This window comes from Streptomyces sp. NPDC047028, from assembly GCF_040644095.1.
GTDB lineage: Bacteria > Actinomycetota > Actinomycetes > Streptomycetales > Streptomycetaceae > Streptomyces.
In genome coordinates, this window is record NZ_JBEYVS010000004.1 from 84,690 (window position 1) to 102,696 (window position 18,007).

The following is an 18,007-nucleotide window of genomic DNA, read 5'->3' on the forward strand; positions in this document are numbered from 1 at the left end:
GGGGGGCCGGTGAGCACAGACTTCCAGCAGGCGAGGGAAGCCCTCGGGGTGCGTCTTCGGGAGTTGCGCCTGTCAGCCCCTGGCGGGCGGCTCACCGGTCCTCAGCTCGCCCAGCGGATCGGCTGGGCTCACTCGAAGGTGTACAAGCTGGAGAACGGCCAGCAGACCGCCACGAGCGACGACTTGCGCGCCTGGTCCGAGGGCGTCGGCCAGCCTCGCACCTTCGATGAACTGGACGCCCGGCTCAAGGGCTTCGAGTCCCACATCCGCTCGTGGCGCCGGCAGCTGGCTGCCGGGCACCGGCCCGTCCAGGACGCCTGGAATCTCGAGGTGTCCAAGGCCACCACCATCCGGGCGTGGGAAGAGGCCGTCGTCCCCGGCATGCTCCAGACCGCCGACTACGCGCGGCACATCTTCCTCAGGTACGCCGACCTGCAAGGCACGACACGCGACACGGACGACGCTGTCCGGGCCCGGATACGGCGACAGGAGTGGCTGTACGAGTCGGGTCGCCGGTTCCATGCGCTGATATGGGAGGCCGCGCTGCACGCCCTCGTGTGTCCGCCGTCTGTCCTGGCTGCCCAGCTTGACCGGTTGACGGGCATCGTCGGCATGGACACCGTCGAGCTGGGCGTCATTCCTCTGTCGGCCTCGCTGAAGGTGCCTACCGCGAACGGGTTCTGGGTGCTGGACGAGTGCCTCGTGATCGCCGAGGACTGGCACGCTGAGCTGTGGCTGGACGACGCCGACTCCGTCGCGGTCTATCTGCGGGTGTGGAATACATTGCGGGAGTCCGCGGTCTACGGCGCGGACGCGCAGGCCGTGATCAACCGGGCCCGGCGCGCCCTCCCCCCGCGGTGAGCCCGGACACGACGAAACGGCCCCCTCCCGCCCGAAGGCGAGAGGGGGCCTGGTTTCAGTGGAGGAACAGTGCCGCGGCACCGGTTGCTGCACCGGCCAGTCCGGCGAGGACACCGATCGTGGGCAAGGGCCAGCGGGCACGTTCGAGGGTGCGGAGCCGGGACTCGTGGTCGGCGACGTCGGTGCGGATGTCCTTGGTCTCGTTGAGGATTCCGTCGATCTTCGTCTCGATCCGGCCGACCGCCTGCGCCAGTCCCCTCACCTCCTGGTACATCTGCGCCGGGCTGATGTACACACCCGGGTCTGGGGTCGTCATGCGCCCTCCGACGGTGCACGGTTCGGCACCCGCCAGGTGATGCCGTAGGCGCCGAGGACAGCGAGCACGATGGTGACGTCCTCGGCCGCGGTCAGCCGGCCATCCTGCACAGCGGTCGCCGCCGAGGCGATCCCGGCGGCCGCGCCGGAGATCACGGCCTTCCACACGCTGGAGATCTTCACGGGTCAGGCCTCCTTGGTGAGCGCGTCGCCGAGCCGGTCCAGCGCGGCCTGAGCGCCGGCCTCCGCCGCGGACTTGACCTCCGCCGCCGTCAGGCCGCCGCCGGAGCCGATCGCGTCGACGAGCTTGTCGATCGTCGCGGCCTGCGCGCCGACCTGGGCGGCGAGCGCGTCGAGCTTCGCCCCGTTCTTCCGGCCGGTGAGCACCGCGGAGCCGAGGGCATAGCGGGCGGTCCACTTCTTGTTCTTGTCCCAGTCGCTGTTGTTGTACGGCGGGGCGGAAGCCGGGATCTCGTCTGCACCCCACACGTCACTGGCTGACGGCATGTCGTCCTCCTCGGACGGCTGGGCCCCCTTGGCGAGGGCGATGAGCTTGGCGAACGGCAGGCTGCCGGGGTCGCCGTGGTCGTTCTCGGGGACGTGCTCGTGCCCGCAGATGCCGTGGAAGCCGTTCCACTCGTTGAAGGTCATGCGGGCCGGGCTCGCCCCGTACGAGGCCGGGGTGACGCCGGGGCGCCGCGAGTCCGGGCCGTACGTCAGCCACTCCGACGGGCCGGACAGCGGCACGTTGTGGTTCGCGTGGAGCCAGCGCACGAAGTCCGCCAGGTCCTGGAGTGCCCAGTCCGGTGGGTCGCCCCAGTAGATGTAGTCCCGGCCTGCGACCTTGCTGCCCCACTTCGCGCGGTGCGCGTAGTCGCAGGTGCCCTCAAGTTCGACTTGCACCACGTTCAGGGTGTTCGTCTCCACCCCGCCGGACAGGTTCTGCAGGGCGCGGGAGGAACGGTCGATGTCGAAGTGCTGGTACCAGCGCAGCCGCTGCGCCTTGCAGTCGGCGACGGCGGTGAGGTTCGGGGCCATGCTGCCGCCGTCGTAGTCCGTCAGCCCGATGCCCTCGGTGGTGTGCAGCACCAAGACGTTGACCTCCATGAGGTCGCCGCCCCACTTCGACTGCCACCAGGACGAGGTGGAAGCCCCCGGGTACTTCTGCGGTCCTGTGCTCATCAGACACGCTCCGGCCAGGCCCAGGTGCCGGCCTCGGTGCCCTCCGCGCGGGAGGTCGCCCAGTACGTGTCCGTGCCGTCCAGCAGCACCTGCAAGTTGCAGGTGATGGTGCTCTCACCCCACACCCGCACGATGACCGCGGGGTACACGTCGCCGGCGGCCGAGTGGTTCCCGACGTGGCCGACGAAGCCCGTGTGCTCGGCCAGCTGGTACTGGACGATCCGCCCGACGGACGGCGTGGGCTCAGGCATGAGGCCTCCAGACGTAGAAGAGCCCCGGGCCGGACGGCGCGGGGCAAACGGGGACGGGCCACCGGATCAGGAGGCGGCGCGGTACTGGAACAGACCGTGCAAGGCGTTCCCCGACGCCCAGGTCCACGGGGACACGGCGTCGATCAGTCCGGCGTTCGAGACGGCCGTCGCGTCGACTCGGCCGGAGTCGACGCTGATCCGGATCGTGTCGGTGGGGTTGTACTGGACCCGGCCGATCAGCTGGGCGCTGTCGGACTGGCGCATCGTGATGAAGCCGAGAGTGTCCCCAGACGAGGCCGCGCACGCCACCGGCAAACCGAACGCGAAGTTGTCCGATCCGCCTCCGCCGCCGAAACTGGTCGTCGACCCGAACGCGATGTCGAAGCTACAGACCACCAGGTTGCCGGTCTGGCAGTAGTCGCAGGCGATCGTCGCGTTCCCGTACGACGGCGAGTGCGCGCCCGTCGTCGTGGTCCAGTCTGGCGTCCACGTCTGCCAGGTCGCCGAGATCGACGCGAGCCGCCCGGCCGTGATGCGCATCCCGGGCTGCCACGGTTCATAGGTCACGGGCTTGTGCTCCTTACAGTGCCGCGATTGCCGGGTCGGCGAGGCGGACGTCGGTCCCGTCGGTCTGTGCCTTGACCACGCCGTTCAGACTGCGGACGACGGTGAAGGTCTGCGGCGACGAGGTGCCGGAGATCCCGGTCACCCGCATGCGTTCACCACCGGCCGTGATGTCGAAGGGGAACTCCGCCGGGTACGTCGTCGAGTCCACCCAGACCGGGCCGTCGGTCGTGGCCACAGACAGGCTCGTCGCCGTACTGGTGGCGTCCGCGGCCAGCTCGCTGCCGTCGGTGTCCACGTGCATCGGCGCGCCGGCGAAAGTGAGGTCGTCGATCCATGCGCCGTCCTCACCGGCCGACGACGAGTTGTCCTTGGCGTACCGGAACGTGACCTGGCTGGCTCCAGTGACGTCCACCGTGGTGGAGGTCCAGCCGGTCTCGCCCTGCGCGCGCAGCACCTGGGTGCCGTCGACGAGGACGAGGAACCGGTCGCCCTCGAACCCGGTCCCCGCTTCCTCGGATGAGGTGCGGTACCAGAACGTCAGCTCGGTGACCCCGCTGGGCACGGCCACGATGTAGTCGCTGGTCTGGTTGTTGGTGATCGCCCCGGACTGCAGCGACCAACTGCCGGTGTTGAAGTGGGTCTGGGTCCGCCCCCAGGGCAGGTCTCCGCCGTCGGTTGCGGTGACCACGGTGGCGCTGTCCTCGAAGTCCTCGACGACCGCGACCTGGCCAACGGTCCAGGGTCCGGCCGGGGAGCAGTTGAACGTGATCTCCCACTTCCTCGGGAGGAGAGCCTCTGACCAGCCGTCCACGAGCAGCTCGACAGCGCCGCCGGCCGCGAACCGAGAGGGCAGGTTCTCGATACGGATCTTGTCGCCGACGTTAAGCCCGAGCACGTCCCGGATCAGGTCCGGATGCTTGTGCAAGCGCACCGTGACGGCGGGGTAGCGGGCCTCATCCCATGAGGTGAGGTGCAGCAGCCACCCCGCAGCCTGGTCAGTCTGGCCGTCGTCGTACAGGTTGAGAGTGACGCTGTCGTCGTACAGACCGATCCCGGCAGGGGGGTCCTGTACGGACAAGGCGCCCTCGGTGAGGGTGGCGTAGCCGCTGCTGCCGCCCTGCCGGGTGACCTCCCAGTCGTTACGGACCTGGTCGTCCTCGATCGGTTCGAACGGTGGCGCCAGCTGGCCGGCCGCGTAGTCCAGCGTCAGCTTCGGGGCCTGGTTGTACAGGTCAACGCGGGTGCGGTAGATCAGCTCACGCTGCTCCAGCCGCTCACCGAAGACTCCGCCATCAGCGTTCGCGCAGTCACGTAGCAGGTCCATCAGAGCCGCAGGCCGCTGCGGTCCCACCTGCTCCGTGTCCGATGGGTCACCGACGACGGTCAGGGCTACGCCCTGCTCGGCGCACAGGCGCACCATCCGGTCCCCGGCGCGCTCGCCGTTGAACCCGTCATCCGCAGAGTCGTAGATGGTGACGCTGGCTGCCGGTGCGGTGGTGCCGCCGACGTCGAAGGCGGCCAGGTGCCCCACGCCCATGCCCTCGAAGTCCGATCCCCATGAACCGGTGACACCGGTGACCGCGCCGGGCGTGCCGGTGTAGATGGTGCGGGCGTACCACCAGACGTCTGTGATGACGTCTCGCCAGGCGACGTTGACGTAGGTGCTGGAGCCGCTGATGGCGGAGAAGATCTGAAGCCGGTTCCACACGCCGGTGAAGGCGGCGAGGGCGTCGGGATCGGTGAACAGGACGAAGGCGACCACTGTGCCGTCGCTGTCGAGGGCCTGGACCCGGATGCCCGCGGTGGACACGCGCGCCCGCGCCTGGGTGACACCGCCCGTTCCTGGCGCCAGGTCGACCGTGAACATGGTCTGTTCAGAGGAGGGCAGCTTGTCCAGCTTGTACACCATTTCGGTGTGCCAGCCGCCCGCCGTGGCACCCGGCACCTTCCCGGAGATGCTCGCCGTCTGGCCGAGGGTGGGCAGCGCGTCCGAGCCGAACAGTGTGTCGTCGGCGGCGAACGACAGCCCGGACACCCGCAGCGGGTTGACGCCGTCGATGGGTGATGCCGCCTGGGTGGCGTTCGCGCCGTCCTCCATCGGCCAGTAGGCCAGCGGGCCCCCGGACGGGACGCGGCGGCGCAGTGTCGACTGCAAGGGGTTCTGTCCCTGGCCCATGCGGCGGAGGATGCCCGCGGCCTCGATCGGCGTCCACGCATCGGCTTCGGACTGTGCCCACTTCGGGGGCCATTCCGGGACCTCGCCGTTGAAGCGGGTCACCCGGTCGCTGATCGAACTCGCGGCCTCGATGGTCCAGGTGAGGCCGGCGTCGTCGACGAACGAGGTGGCGCCGGGCGTCTGCGCGGTGAAGTCCGGGTTGGCGACCACGGTGCCGTCGATGCCGTCACGCAGCGCGAAGCGGTGGATCCGGCCGTTCGGGCCCGGGAATCCCAGGTCGGCCCAGCCGTTGCCCGCCATCAGGGGGGCGTCGCTGTTGAAGATGCTCGTGGTCGTCGACGGATTGGTGAACTCGGTCATCAGGGTCCACGGGCCGGAGATGGACGGCCCGGAGTAGAGGCGTGCTGTCCATCCGCCTGCTCCGTTGTCCGCGTCGAGTGTGGCTCGCACGGCGCGGCGGCTACCTGGCCACCACGCCTGCGCCTCGGAGAAGACCGATCCGAGCGTTGTCCCGTCGCCGAGAGGATCCCATTCGAAGCGGAGGCGTCCGTCGCGCATCATGAGCTCCCAGGAGCGCTGGTCGCCGCCCTGGTTGCCCTTGCCGCACAGCTCGACGGAGCCTGATGCGGTCCAGTTCTCGAGGGTCGCTTCGATACGGACGTCGATGTCGCCGGTGATGTCGAGGACGGCGGTGTCCGGCGTGCTCGCCCCGCTGTTGGAGACCGTGGTGCCGGAGGTGGCGAGGAAGGGCTCGGCGCCCGGGAGGCTGATATGGAACGGGGTGTTCCGCCCGAGCAGTCCGTAGTGCGGGCCCTCAGGGTTGCGGGGCGTGTACTTGCCGTCCCGGTTCCGGATCGTCGCCGTGCATGCCGCCGGGTCCGCGGCGTTCGCCCGGTACTGTCGGCCCCGCGTGTGCGTGATCGGGTCACGCGTGTACAGGTCCGCGGTGATGTCCACCGTGGTGTCCCCGAGAACCAGTTCGCCCTTCAGCCCCAGCGGGGTCACGGGAAACGCCACGACTCACCCTCCCAGCACGAACTGGACATCGCCCCCGAGGGCGCCGATCTTCTTCCGCAGCTCAGCGATCAGCAGGTTGCCGAGCGCGGAGCCGTCCGAACCGACCTTCACCACCCGCGGCGCAGCCGACGACCCCAACGCGCCGCCTCCGCCGCCGGCAGCCTCGGCGCCCATCGCCATCGGCACGGACGGGCTCGGGATGCTCACCAGAGACCGCATCGAGTCCGCCACCACGCCCGCGTTCTTCGTCACGCCCATCGCGACGCCCGCAGGGATCCAGTGCCCGACCTCGGCGGCCATCAGCTTGGACGGCGAGCCGATCCCCAGCGCCTTCCGGATCGGGCCGGGGATCGCACTGCGAGCCCAGCCCATCAGCGTGGAACGCAGCCAGCCGCCCATCGAGGCGATGCCCCGCCACAGGCCCTCCACGAGCCACTGGCCGGGCGCGTACAGCGCTGACCGCATGCCTCCGCCGACCGCGCCCTTGGCCCGGCCGGGAAGGCCATGCAGCCACGACACGAAACCGCTCCACTTCGAGGAGGCGGCGTTGCGGAAGCTCTGCCACGCCGACGAGGCGACGCCCGAGAGGGTGGAGCCGAGCGACCCCAGGGCCGAGCGTGCCCGGCCCGGCAGGGCGCGCACCGTGCTCATGAAGCTGTTCCACTGGCGGGAGACCGGGCCGGCCACGTAGTTGGACCACAGGCCGGAGAACCAGCCCCCGATGGTCGACCCCAGCTTCGGGATCTGGCGGTTGATGCCGCTGATCATGCTGGTGGTGAAGTTCCCCACCAGGACCGTGGCCGCGGCGAGCACCGAAGCGGCGACCAGCACGGGCAGCGTGATGATCGCTGCGGCGATCGCGGCCGCGATCAGGCTGAGCTTCAGCGCGCCCTCGGGGTTGGACTGGATGTACTCGGCGATCTTCGTACCGGCCTGTGACAGGCCGTCGATCGTTTTCGGCACGAGCTGGTCCATCTTCGTCTGGATGCCCTGCCACAACAGATCGAAGAACGCGAGGACGCGGTCGGCGCCCTGCTGGTTGCCTTTCCCGGCGTCGGCCCACAGGTTCCCGATCCCCTGGCGGACGCTGTCCAGGACGGGCAGTACGTGCATGCCGAGGAAGTCGACGAGGCCCTGCTTCATGCCCCGTTTGAACTGCTCCACCTTCGTGCTGGAGTTGTCGCGGAGGCTGTCACCCATCTTGTCGGCGGCGCCGCCGACCTTGCCGAGGGTGTTGACGGCCTTCGACGGATCCATGGCGTACAAGGCCTGCCCGAGATCCTCGGCCTGGGTACCGAACAGCTCTACGGCGATCTGGGACTGCTTGACCGGGTCCTTGACGTTGCGGAGCTTGTCGAGGGTCAGGTCGAGGACACCGTTCGCGGTCTTGCCGCCCTTGGAGAATTTCTTGGCCATGTCGTCGGCGTTGAGGCCGAGCGCCTTGAAACCCTGCGCGGTGGTCGTCGAACCGTCGACCGCACGGATGGAGAATTCCTTGATCGCGTCGGCGGCGATGTCCGCGTCCCGGGCGCCGTGCTGGATGGCCTGGTTCATCAGCCCGACGGCCTGCGCCCCGGACACGCCGGCCTTCCTGAACTGGGTGCCGTACTCGTTGAAGGTGTCCAGCAGGTCGTCGGCCTTGTTCGCCGACGACTGGAAGCCCTTGGTCAGGATGTCCAGGGCGTCCTTGCTGTTCTTCGCCAGGCCCGTGCGGACCATCTGCGAGACCGCGTTGACGACGCCACCCAGGTCCTGGTCGAACGTGGTCGCCAGGTCAGCGACGTTCGTGGAGATGGACTGGATCTGCTCGTTCGTCGCGGTCGGGTCGACCAGGCCGGCACCCATCACGGCGCCGATCGCGTCGGCTGCGCCCTCGAAGTCCTCGGTGACCGCGTCCGCGTACAGCTTCCCGGCGATGTGCCCGTACTTCCGGGCCTGCGGGCCCGTCGCGCCGAGCTTTGCCCCGAGCCGGTCGGCGATCTTCTCCTGCTCGACGGCCTCGTTCAGGGCCGACATCAGGGCGCCGCCGGCCGCTGCGCCCACAGCGGCGAGGCCCAGCTTGGAGGTCAGGCCCTCTCGGATGTTGCCCGCGATCTCTCCGATGCCGTCGGAGGTGCTGCCCCGCATCCGGTCCAGGAACGATCCGCTGGCGTCATCACCAGCATCAGCAGCCGCATCGGCGGCGTCACCGGCGCCGCGCCGTACACCGTCGGCGAGGTCGTCGCCAGCCTGCCGGGCGCCCCGCTCCACGCCGTCGTCGAAGCGCTGCCCGACCTGCTGGCCGCCACGGCGGGCCCGGGACTCGGCCTCGAGGGTGGCCGCTGTGACGGCGTCTACCAGGTTGGCCTGCATGTCCCGCCACCGGCCGTCAGCGCCGCGGACGAAGCCACCGCCGAGCTGCTGCCCGGCCTGCTGCCCGGCGTCGTCGGCGGCCCGGCCGAGCTGCTGTCCGGCCTGCCGCATGGCCTGCTGGGTGCGGCGTAGTGCCGGGTCCACGCCCGAGTCGTCGAGGGTGATCAGGGCGGTGAGTTCGCCGACGACGAGGGCCATGGCTACCTCCTCCGTGAACGGGGCTGCGTGGGCGGGGGAGGTGCGAAGTGCCTGGAGAGCCGGGTCTCGGCGGCGAGGAGCCCGTACAGGCGGGTGAGGAACCAGCGCCACGACCTGCCGTCGAGCAGGTCGGGGGTGCTGAGGTCGAGGCCGTAGGTGTCCTGGAAGTCGGCCTCAACCAGGGGCCACTGCTCCAGCAGGTCAGTGCGGGTCAGCCGCGGGCCTTGCCGCCGGGCTTGCGACGCCGTTGGCCGCCCGCCTTCGTACCACTCGTAGAGCCCCGTGACCGGGTCGTATTCGCCGCAGCCGACTCCGAGCGCTGAGAGTTCCGCTGCCGACGGGCCGCCCGGTTCGGGGCCAGGAGAGAAGGGTCGCGACCGGCCCAGAACTTCGCGGCCGCATCCCGGTCGTTGAGGATCCACACCATGGCAGTGAGAGCGACATGCCGGAACCGCGACCAGCCCAGATGCGCGGCGATCTCGTCGTGAACGGGCCCGAGGACGAGACGGAAGAGGTCCTTCTCCTGGTCGTCGTCAAGGACGGCGGTGTCCACGTCGGCGCCGCCGAGGAACACCTGGGCGGCGGTCTTGGTGATCTGGTCGACGCGCAGGCCGACCTTGGCCGGCGGGGACGGGATGCGGAAGGTGCGCATCTGCCCGTCCTCGCAGCGGACGGGCAGCTCCAGATAGTCGTCGAGGAAGTCGCCGAGGGCCTCGAACTGGGCGGCCATCAGCTCCCTGCCAGCGGGTTGTCGATCGCGGTCAGCGGCCCGTCACCGGTGAAGGTGATTTCGACCTCGCCGAGGGCGGAGTACTCGCCGCCGGACGGCGCCCACTGCGGGATGGCCTTGCCCTCGTACGCCTCGGGGAGGCCGTCGCGGTTCATGTAGCGCAGGTGCACCAGGTTGGCGTCGCCGTACGCGTAGTGCGCGAGCCGGATTGCCTCGTGGACCGGCGAGTAGACCTTGCTGGTCTTGTTGGCCTTGCGTCGGATCGTGACCGAAAGCTCCCAGGCCTGCGCGGTCTTGACGTTCCCGGCCCAGCCGTCGGAGTCGTAGTCGGAGCTGTCCTCGATGTTCGGCTCGCTGCTGGGCTGGAACTCGCGGACGCCGGGACACAGCTGCCAGTCCGGCACGTCGTCGGTGCCCATGTTGATTTCCAGGCGCCAGTCGCGGGCGAGCTCGTTCTCCTCGGTGGGTGTGGACATCCCGTCCTCCTCAGGGGTTCAGGTGGATCCCGGACCGGACCGTCCGGAAGTAGTAGTTCGCGGTCAGCTCCTGGCGGCCGCTGGTGTCCTGGCCGATCCATGCCTGGGAGTTCCGCCAGGAGATCTCCACCCACACGCCGCCGGCCGTGTACGAGCGGACGTTGTGCAGGGCGTCGAACACAGCGTCGGCGAGGGCGATCACGTCGAGCGGGTTCACGCCCGCCCGCATGCGCGCCTGCACGCCCGTCACGGAGTCCGTGGAGTCGTCGTCGGCCACCGGATACGGGGTCAGGCCGAGCACCCGGTCCGGGCCGTCGGGCACCTTGCCGAGGACGATCCCCGTGGCATCGGCCGGCAGCACACTGTCCGGGTCGTACACGCCGACGCCAGCGGTATCCAGGAGTTGGGCGATGCCCTGGAGGAGATCGGAGTCGTGGCTCACCGCAGCGACCTCCGCATCTGCGCGGCGACCAGCGCGAGGACTTCCGCACGGGCGGCGTTCAGAGGGTTCTCCAGGTACTTCGCGGTACGGCCGGGGGCGTGCCGGTAGTCGAGGTTCTCGTGCTGGCGGACCGCGTACGGGGTGTCGTAGGCGATCGCGGCCGTCAGCGAACGGGCATCCACCGAGCTGGTGCCGGAGTTCTGCAGCGGGCCTTCGTCGAGCGGCACCACCTGCTGCGACTCGGTCAGCACGTGCTCGGCGCCGAGCTGGAGACCCCGGACGGCGCCGGCCCGCAACTCCCGCCGGACGGGGCCCGCGTTGAAGCGGAGGACGAAACGCGCGGCCATGGCGGACCTCCCTACTGGAGAAACACCTGCGTATTCGACGGGACGGGCAGGCCTGCGCCATCCGCCCGGGCCACGTGGACGATCTTCGTAACCCGGCCGTCCGGGAGCGTCACCCGGCTGTTCAGCGGCGGCCGGTGGTCGGGCCGGGCGATATATGACGAGGTGGACGTGACCTGCTCACCGCCCGGCGTGGTGACCTGTTGCGTGGACTCGTCCCACAGGCAGTCGACCGTCTCGGCGCTGTCGTAGAGGTCGCCGAGGCTGGAGGAACCCTGATAGGCCTCGACGGTCACCTGGTGGCGCAGCAGGAACCCGGGGACCTGCCTCACCATGGGCTGACCACCACGCCGAGACGCAGCTTCTCGGGCGGCATCCGGCGCAGCGCGGCGGCCGCGCGAGGCGGCAGGTATCCGCCCGCCACCGGTTGCGCCGTCGTGGTGTCCGAGCCGCGGGACAGACTCACCGGCCCGGCCGACACGGACTGCCAGCCGCCGTCAGCGCCGACTGGGTCGCCGGTCTCCTGCCACCACTCGACGATCGCGCACACCGCCTCGGTGAACGCCTCGATCACGTCCGTGTCCGTGGGCATGCCCGCGTCGTCGGTGTCGTAGATCGCAGTGAGCAGAGCATCGTCGAGCGCCGAGGATGCGTCACGGAGGAGCTTCGTCGCGTTCGCCGGGGCGGCGGTGTCGAGGTAGTCGGCGAGCTGTTCGACGGTGGCGTAGACCCTGCTCACGGGTTACTCCTTGCCGTAGCGGTCGATCAGCTCGGCCTTGGTGAGGGTGGCGATCTCCGCAGCCTCGTCGGGGTCCTTGGCGAGGCTGGTGGCGTACTCCAGCCAGGCGGCCTTCGGGTCCTGCTGCGCCGGCCGTACGCCCGGCTCCGGCGGCGCCTGAGGCGTCTCGGGCTCCGGTTCCGTCGCGGGGATCCGCTGCCAGTTCGGCAGCATCTCCAGCCGGGCGTTCGGGTGGGCGTACTCCACCTCGTCGCCGGTGTTGTCGTTGCGGTAGCGGTAGGCCATCGGGGAGCCTCTCAAGGGGGTCGGGCAGAACTCGGCGACCAGCGCCCACATCTGGGCGGCCTGGCCGGAGGCCTGCTGGTATCGGCGGTAACGGGCCAGCGACTCGCGAGAGCCGACCGATCGGGTGCGGCGCGGGGCTGGCGGATGCCACAGGTGGAACAGGTCCGCGTGGCCGCGCCACATCGGGCCGGCGAGCGTGGTCAGGGCCAGCGCCCACGCCTGGTCTTCCTGCCCCCAGCCGGTGAACTTCGGGTCCATGGGCACGCCCTCGAGGACGTCGCGGGCCAGGACGACGATGCCGCCGCCGGGCATCCCCGGATGGGTCTCGACGGTGGGCTGGCCGGGCATGGGCGCGCCCCGGAGAACAGCGTCGGTGGCGTCTTCGGTGAGGCGGTGGACGAGCTGGTGCGGCATCGCCCACCGGGCCCGCCCGGAGGCCACGGCGTTGACGGCGAACGGGGTGCCGATGCACCACACGTCGGCGTCGGCGACGACCAGGACGTCCGCGCTGCTCTGCTCGAGCGCGTCGGCGACCGCGGCGCCCTTCGACCACGGGCCCTCGCGGCAGGCGCCGGTGACGATCTCCCAGCCCGGATGCGCGGCCGCCCACTGCGAGCGCATCCACGCCCACACTGCCTGCCGGGGCCCGCCGTCCGGCCGCCACGGCACCAGGACGGCGACGCTCACGACGACTGCTTGTAGAAGACGACGTCGCGGACCTCTCCGCCGCGCGCAGCCTGCCCGGGCCCTCGCGCCCAGCGGTTCAGCCAGTCGTAGTCACGGACCCAGCGGTCGATCTCGAAGAAGCCTCGCTCGGCCATCACTGCGGACGTCTCGCCGTACGGTGCGGCCATCGTCGCGTCGTCGACCGTGCACGTCTCCACGATCACCATCCGCAGCGACGGCCAGGGCGCCGCCGCCAGCACGTCCAGTTCCCGTCCTTGGGCGTCGATGACTGCGGCGTCTGCGTCGGGGGCGAGGTCGTCGAGGCGGCGGACCTCCACGTCGATCGTGTCGGCCAGGCGGTCACCGCGCTGCGGGGCGGCGAGGGTGGACAGGTTCGTGCGGGCCATCACGTGCAGGCGCGCCCGTCCGGGCGTGCTCGCGCACGCGCACTCGTGGACGACTGCCTGCGGGTGCTCGTGGTGCAGGCGCGCGGCCAGCGCCGGGATGGGCTCCACGAGCGTGACCCGCGGGATGCCGGCCTCCCGGTAGAACGGCATCTCCTGACCCTCGTGGGCTCCGACGTGGACGAGATGCTGCGGGGTCCAGCCGAGCCTGGCGAGGAGGGCGGGCAGCGCCCTCATGACGTTGGCCACGTGGGCGCCTCCCGGGTTGCTGGGTGCCGCTCGAAGTCGCGCGGCGTGTCGAAGTCGTCAGTGAGGTCGTTGATCGGGGTGAACCAATCGGCGGTCACGATGTGCTGGTTGAGGCGGGTGTTCTGCCAGGACCGCAGCAGCATCCAGCCGGGCGGCCGGGTCACGATCCCCAGCGCCCGCAGCTCGTGGATGTGCGCCAGCCGCTTGTCCATGCGGGCGTGCTGGGTAGGCCACCAGGACGCGGCGAAGATCTCCCCGTACGGGGTGCCGGTGATCCGGGATCCGTAGGCGCGGCCGAACACGCGGTAGGTCTGCGGGCGGAACGAGCCGATCGTGTCCATGGCCTGGTCGGTGAAGTACACGTCGCCGAGGAGCAGCACCGTCCGCCCGCGGGTGTTCCACAGGTCGCGGGTGGCCGCGTACTCCGACGGTGCGCTGCCGTCCTGCTCGTGCACAGTCACGCCGGGCAGCTTGTACCGGGGGTCGCCGGCCGGGCAGGTCAGGTGCACGTCGTCGGTGAGCTCGCGGGCCTGGCCGACGGTGCGGTACAGCAGCGGCACGCCGTGATGCGCGCGCAGCGGCACCAGATGGGAGGGCACTCCGAGGTGGCCGCCCCATTTTTCCTGGGAGCCCGCACACGCGATGATCACCCGCACCCGAACACCTCCTGCTGGATGTCCCGGAGCCGGTGCTCCCACAGGTGCCGCTCCCCGATCAGCGTGATCGCCGAGTCGGTCATAGTCCGCCGCTCGGCCGCGGTCAGCGCGTCGATGCGCTCACCGAGACCAGCGAAGTCGCCCCGCTCATAGGTCAGCATCACCTCGTCGGTGAACCCGAGTTCGGTCATGCCCTCCGTGCGCGGGTGCGCGAGGAGCCCGCCCCGGCCCATCGTGCACACCATCCGGTCCGACCAGTAGCGGGCGGCCGGCGCCGAGTCCCCGAGGACCACCTCAGCGGAGGCGTACAGGGCGCCGAGATCCTTCCCCCACACCGGACGGTTGCGGCCGTACTGCTGGAAGCCGTACGCATACCGGCGGCGCGCCCAGGTGAGCAGCTGCGCACGATGCTGGCCGTGGATGCCCGGCGAGTAACCGCCCACGAACACCGCCCGGCCGGGGAAGCGACGCCGGTCCGGGGCCGAGCGGCCGAGCCAGCGGCGGCCCAGCGGCGGCGGCAACCAGCGGTGGTTGACGCCGCGGGCTGCGAACTCCGCCTGGTGGCCGCCGTCGGCGGTGAACACCCACTGGCAGGACCACCACGGGTCCATGCCGATCTGCTGCTCACGCTTGCGGATGCCCCAGTACAGGTCGAGGTGCAGGGCGACCGTGGCAGTGCCCGCGTCCTCGATGGCGCACAGCATGCCGGGGATGTTCCCGGTGGGGTTGTGGCCGTGGGTGCGGGCCCAGATCAGCATGTCGGCGCCCCGGCAGGCGCTGATGACCTCGGCGGCGGGGATGTCCCGGGCGGGCAGGTGCAGCATGTCCCAGCCGAGTTCCTGCCCGCCTTCGGTGAGGCAGTCCTTCCACCGGTTCAGGTGCAGCGGCCGGGGGGCGCCGAGCACGACACAGCGCATTGACGCCCCCCTTTCACCGCCACCCACTCCCGGAAGGGAGGCTCAGGAACCGGCGGCCTCGAGGAGGACGGCCCGGTTCGCGTCGAGGGTCTTCGTGCCGTACAGGCAGTCGACCGAGACGACGGTCTGCTTGTACTTGATGTCGTAGTCGTAGACCACGCGGAGGCTGAACCCCTTGTAGTCCATGATCACGGCGTCCTGGGCGCCCGGCGGCAGCTCCAGCGGACGCATCACCAGGGCGAACGCCGTCCGGTGGAACGCCACACCCTGCTCCGGCTCGGACACGTGCTGCGTCCAGTACGGGTCGAACCCGAACAGCCGGCGGCCGAGGTATGCCTCGCGCAGCGCGTCCGTGCTGCCGGACTCGTTGACGAGCTTGAGGACGTCGGAGTCCAGCCAGTTGCCGTTCGCGACCGGGCCGATCACCGCGCGCCGCTCCGTCGTCGGCACCTTCGCCTGGTTCAGCTTGGTGCCCGCGTCGATGAGGATCTCGGGGTCGGCCGGGGTGCGGCCCGTGGTGGTGCCGACGGTCTGGACGATGTCGTCCCGCAGTGCCAGCAGATCGGTGTCGATCTTCTGAGAGATCGCCTCCATCGCCGGGTCGAGGAGCTGGGTGCCGAAGTCCTCGATCTCGAGGTTCAGCTGCTCCGTCGTCACGGTGAAGGAGACGTCAGCGAAGTGGTTCAGCGTCACATCGACGCTGCCCTCGACGGCGTTCTGCGACACGATGCCCGTACCGCGGTTGAACTCGGCCGCGGTGAACGTCGCCGGCTTGCGCACGGTCACGGTGTCGCCCTGCCGGCCGCGGAAATCCGCGTCGTAGTCGCGGTGCACGAGCTGTGCCATGACGGTGGTGTCGTACAGCGTGGCGAGCGCCCTCGTGGCGATCAGGTCGGGGGAGAGGAACGAGTTGGCCACGGGGGCCTCCTAACGTGGGTGGAGGCTCAGCTGCGCGCCTTGCGGCGTGCCTCGCGCTGCGCCTCGATGCCTGTGGGCTTGGTGCGCTTCTCCGAGCTGCCGGAGAAGTCGCTGCTGTTGCGCGCGGGCGCCTGGCCCGCGGCCTTCAACTTCGGGTTGTCGGCCACCGCCTGCTTGATCGCGGTGTTGACCTTCTTCGTGAACTCCTCGTCGGCCGGGTCGAGGTCGGCGATGGACTTCAGGAACGCCCGGCTGTCGGTGAGCGCGTCCGGGTCGGCGCCGTGCTTCGGCGCGCCCCGGTACACCGCCAGCTCCACCGCCGTCTCCCGGTGAGCGGCCGTGGCTTTCTCGATCTGCGCGGTCAGCGCGGCCGGGTCCGGCGGGGCGTCCTTGTCGTCCTTGATCAGGCCGATCGCCTTGCCGAGTTCCTGCACGATCTCCGTGCGGGCCTCATCGGCCGCGGCCTTCTTCGCGTTCGTCCTCGCCTTGCCCGCGTCGGCGTTCGCCTGCTTCAGCTCCTTCTGGAGCCGGGCGATCGTCGCGGCCGGGTCCTCGCCGGCGGGCTTCTTCGCGGGCGGCCTCGGCGTGGGCTTGTCGTCCCTGCCCGCGCCGTCGCCGTCGCTGCCGGTGTCGTCGTCCCCGGTCCCGCCGGAGTCGTCGTCACCCGCGTCGTCCGTGCCGCCGTCATCCTCGCTGTCGTCGCTGCCGGATCCGGAGTCGCCTCCGTCCCCGCCGTCGGCGTACAGGTACGGGTCGAAAGGGCCCGTGCGGTAGGGGTGTGCCCAGCCGGAACCAGCCAGCCGAGGGAGAGTTCGCTTCTGCATGTCGTGCACTCCCGGTGCGCGTGATGGAAAAGCCCCGCGCCTGGCGGGGCTGTGTGTTGCTAATCCGGCCGCACCCGGCGGCTGGAAGTCTGGAGAGCTGCAGGTTCGTCATATGACTGACGCCGATGAATTGCTCCGCCGAATTACCGCTGCTCGGGATTGGGCTCGGAGCGAGGAGACCCACTTCGCTGGTCTGGCCGACCGGGGCCTTGGCCCTGATGGCGCTTCGGGTGAGCACGGGGCCCTTGCCTCGAATTTCTGGGCCAACACCTACAACGCCATACGCGCGGTGCTTGACGAAATCGTGGAACCCGGCAAGCACACCCGCAGCTAACGCGCTGCAGCCGTCTGCTCGCGGTGGGACTTGCGGGGCAGACCAGTGTCGGCGACCAGCTCGCGGATCCTCTTCTGGTAGGCGCGCACGTTCGCGTTCGCCCTCTTCCGCTCCTGGTCGTCGACAGCGGCCGCCGCACGCCGCTTCCACTTCCGGGTCTGCCGCTCGAGGTACCGCTGCTTCTGCGTGTCCTCGTACGTCACCCGGGACGGCTGCTCCTCCGGAATCCGGGACACCCCCGGCACGTACGCGGACACGGTGTGCCGGCAGTTCGGATGCATCAGCCCCGCCGCGCGGGCCTCCGGCAGCGACCCGGCCACCTCCACTGTGACCATCTCGTCGTCCTCAGTGGCGTGCTCCACCTGCACTTCACGCTTCCCGGGCGCGCCAGTGCGGGCGAGGATCTTCCGCTCCCACGGACGGCACAGCGGGCACTCCTCGGGGGCCTGCGACACGATCACCAGCTCGATGTCGGCGGCGCCGAGCCGGTCGGAGTGCGCATCGAGTGCCGCGCGGGCGGTCGCCGACCGCATCGCCATCTCGACGTAGGAGCGCAGCTCCCAGGAGCGGCCTGCGTTGTCGACGAACCCGGTCACACCACGGTCCGCGAACTGGTTCAGGGCCGACTGGGCGGCCTGCCTGCGGGTCTGCTCGCCCAGGACAGCGGGAGCGGAGGCGCGGGCGATCACCGTGCGGTACGCGTCCGTGCTCGTGCGGAGCATCCGCAGGTAGACGGGCCCGGTGTCGTCGACGACTGCGCGGGCGAGCCGGTCGATGGCCTGCGCCCCGGACGGGATCGCGTGCACGGCCGGGGACAGCGCCCCTAGTTCGGCGACGGCCGCCTGCGAGCCGCGGTCGTACGCCTCGGCTACTGCCTGGTGGATCGCGCCGGTGGCGTCGGCCTGCAACGCGGTGATGATCTCGTTGATCGCGGTCTGGAGCTGGCCGAGCTGGGCGAGGCGCAGCTGTGCCCACAGGGGGCTGTCCCAGCCCTGATCGAGGGCCTTGCGGATGGTCTCGATCAGGGTTCCCTCGGCTGCCTCGTACAGGTCGGCGACAGCGGCGGCGAGATCTTCGGACAGGGCCGGAGAGACGGGCACAGGC

Annotated in this window: 21 protein-coding genes; 1 reads left to right on the forward strand and 20 read right to left on the reverse strand. The window is 70.3% G+C overall.

The window, feature by feature from the left end:
- The first annotated feature begins 9 nt into the window (after window positions 1-9).
- Window positions 10-861: a helix-turn-helix transcriptional regulator gene (locus tag ABZ854_RS05345; protein WP_361204559.1), complete on the forward strand. Its 852-nt coding sequence runs from the start codon at window positions 10-12 to the stop codon at window positions 859-861.
- Window positions 862-916: 55 nt separating this feature from the next.
- Here the strand turns inward: ABZ854_RS05345 and ABZ854_RS05350 are convergent, their stop codons facing one another.
- The 20 genes from ABZ854_RS05350 to ABZ854_RS05445 all read right to left on the reverse strand — a co-directional run bounded on the left by ABZ854_RS05350 (window position 917) and on the right by ABZ854_RS05445 (window position 18,003).
- Complete coding sequence (locus ABZ854_RS05350; protein WP_361204562.1) at window positions 917-1,177, reverse strand: hypothetical protein; 261 nt, start codon at window positions 1,175-1,177, stop codon at window positions 917-919.
- On the reverse strand, window positions 1,174-1,359 hold the full coding sequence (locus ABZ854_RS05355; protein WP_361204565.1) for a hypothetical protein: 186 nt from the start codon (window positions 1,357-1,359) through the stop codon (window positions 1,174-1,176). Before ABZ854_RS05355 ends, ABZ854_RS05350 begins: the two co-directional genes overlap by 4 nt.
- A 3-nt stretch (window positions 1,360-1,362) precedes the next feature.
- Entirely contained in the window at window positions 1,363-2,358 is a 996-nt protein-coding gene (locus ABZ854_RS05360; RefSeq protein WP_361204568.1) for a hypothetical protein, read from the reverse strand.
- A complete protein-coding gene (locus ABZ854_RS05365) occupies window positions 2,358-2,609 on the reverse strand; it encodes a hypothetical protein (RefSeq protein ID WP_361204571.1) in 252 nt (83 codons plus the stop codon). The genes ABZ854_RS05360 and ABZ854_RS05365 overlap by 1 nt, the downstream gene beginning before the upstream one ends.
- 66 nt (window positions 2,610-2,675) lie before the next feature.
- Complete coding sequence (locus ABZ854_RS05370; protein WP_361204574.1) at window positions 2,676-3,176, reverse strand: hypothetical protein; 501 nt, start codon at window positions 3,174-3,176, stop codon at window positions 2,676-2,678.
- Between the two features lie 13 nt (window positions 3,177-3,189).
- Window positions 3,190-6,369: a hypothetical protein gene (locus tag ABZ854_RS05375; protein ID WP_361204577.1), complete on the reverse strand. Its 3,180-nt coding sequence runs from the start codon at window positions 6,367-6,369 to the stop codon at window positions 3,190-3,192.
- A gap of 3 nt (window positions 6,370-6,372) precedes the next feature.
- Window positions 6,373-8,919, reverse strand: a complete 2,547-nt coding sequence (locus ABZ854_RS05380; RefSeq protein WP_361204580.1) for a phage tail tape measure protein — start codon at window positions 8,917-8,919, stop codon at window positions 6,373-6,375.
- Between the two features lie 211 nt (window positions 8,920-9,130).
- A complete protein-coding gene (locus ABZ854_RS05385) occupies window positions 9,131-9,649 on the reverse strand; it encodes a hypothetical protein (protein WP_361204583.1) in 519 nt (172 codons plus the stop codon).
- Window positions 9,649-10,125: a phage tail tube protein gene (locus ABZ854_RS05390; RefSeq protein WP_361204586.1), complete on the reverse strand. Its 477-nt coding sequence runs from the start codon at window positions 10,123-10,125 to the stop codon at window positions 9,649-9,651. Before ABZ854_RS05390 ends, ABZ854_RS05385 begins: the two co-directional genes overlap by 1 nt.
- 10 nt (window positions 10,126-10,135) lie before the next feature.
- Window positions 10,136-10,567, reverse strand: coding sequence for a minor capsid protein (locus ABZ854_RS05395; RefSeq protein WP_361204589.1), 432 nt, complete (start codon window positions 10,565-10,567; stop codon window positions 10,136-10,138).
- Window positions 10,564-10,914, reverse strand: coding sequence for a hypothetical protein (locus ABZ854_RS05400; protein ID WP_361204592.1), 351 nt, complete (start codon window positions 10,912-10,914; stop codon window positions 10,564-10,566). Before ABZ854_RS05400 ends, ABZ854_RS05395 begins: the two co-directional genes overlap by 4 nt.
- Window positions 10,915-10,925: 11 nt before the next feature.
- Window positions 10,926-11,246 carry a hypothetical protein gene (locus ABZ854_RS05405; protein WP_361204595.1) on the reverse strand — a complete coding sequence of 107 codons (321 nt, stop codon included), beginning with the start codon at window positions 11,244-11,246 and terminating at the stop codon, window positions 10,926-10,928.
- Window positions 11,240-11,650 carry a hypothetical protein gene (locus ABZ854_RS05410; RefSeq protein ID WP_361204598.1) on the reverse strand — a complete coding sequence of 137 codons (411 nt, stop codon included), beginning with the start codon at window positions 11,648-11,650 and terminating at the stop codon, window positions 11,240-11,242. The genes ABZ854_RS05405 and ABZ854_RS05410 overlap by 7 nt, the downstream gene beginning before the upstream one ends.
- Window positions 11,651-11,653: 3 nt before the next feature.
- Window positions 11,654-12,622, reverse strand: a complete 969-nt coding sequence (locus tag ABZ854_RS05415; RefSeq protein WP_361204601.1) for a hypothetical protein — start codon at window positions 12,620-12,622, stop codon at window positions 11,654-11,656.
- Window positions 12,619-13,254, reverse strand: coding sequence for an FkbM family methyltransferase (locus ABZ854_RS05420; RefSeq protein ID WP_361204603.1), 636 nt, complete (start codon window positions 13,252-13,254; stop codon window positions 12,619-12,621). The genes ABZ854_RS05415 and ABZ854_RS05420 overlap by 4 nt, the downstream gene beginning before the upstream one ends.
- The gene (locus ABZ854_RS05425; protein WP_361204606.1) at window positions 13,239-13,910 is read right to left on the reverse strand and encodes a hypothetical protein; all 672 of its coding nucleotides are present in this window, start codon (window positions 13,908-13,910) and stop codon (window positions 13,239-13,241) included. The genes ABZ854_RS05420 and ABZ854_RS05425 overlap by 16 nt, the downstream gene beginning before the upstream one ends.
- Window positions 13,901-14,827, reverse strand: a complete 927-nt coding sequence (locus tag ABZ854_RS05430) for a glycosyltransferase (protein ID WP_361204609.1) — start codon at window positions 14,825-14,827, stop codon at window positions 13,901-13,903. Before ABZ854_RS05430 ends, ABZ854_RS05425 begins: the two co-directional genes overlap by 10 nt.
- A gap of 42 nt (window positions 14,828-14,869) precedes the next feature.
- Window positions 14,870-15,745 (reverse strand): P22 phage major capsid protein family protein, encoded by an 876-nt coding sequence (locus ABZ854_RS05435; protein ID WP_361204611.1) that lies wholly within the window; start codon window positions 15,743-15,745, stop codon window positions 14,870-14,872.
- A 26-nt stretch (window positions 15,746-15,771) separates the two neighbouring features.
- Window positions 15,772-16,569 (reverse strand): hypothetical protein, encoded by a 798-nt coding sequence (locus ABZ854_RS05440; RefSeq protein ID WP_361204614.1) that lies wholly within the window; start codon window positions 16,567-16,569, stop codon window positions 15,772-15,774.
- A 330-nt stretch (window positions 16,570-16,899) separates the two neighbouring features.
- On the reverse strand, window positions 16,900-18,003 hold the full coding sequence (locus ABZ854_RS05445) for a phage minor capsid protein (protein WP_361204617.1): 1,104 nt from the start codon (window positions 18,001-18,003) through the stop codon (window positions 16,900-16,902).
- Window positions 18,004-18,007: the final 4 nt, after the last annotated feature.

Excerpts from the sequence above, each read along its gene's own strand:
- ABZ854_RS05405 (WP_361204595.1), bottom strand. The coding sequence starts at position 11,246 with ATGGTGAGGCAGGTCCCCGGGTTCCTGCTGCGCCACCAGGTGACCGTC.
- ABZ854_RS05440 (WP_361204614.1), bottom strand. The coding sequence starts at position 16,569 with ATGCAGAAGCGAACTCTCCCTCGGCTGGCTGGTTCCGGCTGGGCACAC.
- ABZ854_RS05350 (WP_361204562.1), bottom strand. The coding sequence starts at position 1,177 with ATGACGACCCCAGACCCGGGTGTGTACATCAGCCCGGCGCAGATGTAC.
- ABZ854_RS05390 (WP_361204586.1), bottom strand. The coding sequence starts at position 10,125 with ATGTCCACACCCACCGAGGAGAACGAGCTCGCCCGCGACTGGCGCCTG.
- ABZ854_RS05430 (WP_361204609.1), bottom strand. The coding sequence starts at position 14,827 with ATGCGCTGTGTCGTGCTCGGCGCCCCCCGGCCGCTGCACCTGAACCGG.
- ABZ854_RS05380 (WP_361204580.1), bottom strand. The coding sequence starts at position 8,919 with ATGGCCCTCGTCGTCGGCGAACTCACCGCCCTGATCACCCTCGACGAC.
- ABZ854_RS05400 (WP_361204592.1), bottom strand. The coding sequence starts at position 10,914 with ATGGCCGCGCGTTTCGTCCTCCGCTTCAACGCGGGCCCCGTCCGGCGG.
- ABZ854_RS05360 (WP_361204568.1), bottom strand. The coding sequence starts at position 2,358 with ATGAGCACAGGACCGCAGAAGTACCCGGGGGCTTCCACCTCGTCCTGG.
- ABZ854_RS05365 (WP_361204571.1), bottom strand. The coding sequence starts at position 2,609 with ATGCCTGAGCCCACGCCGTCCGTCGGGCGGATCGTCCAGTACCAGCTG.
- ABZ854_RS05385 (WP_361204583.1), bottom strand. The coding sequence starts at position 9,649 with ATGGCCGCCCAGTTCGAGGCCCTCGGCGACTTCCTCGACGACTATCTG.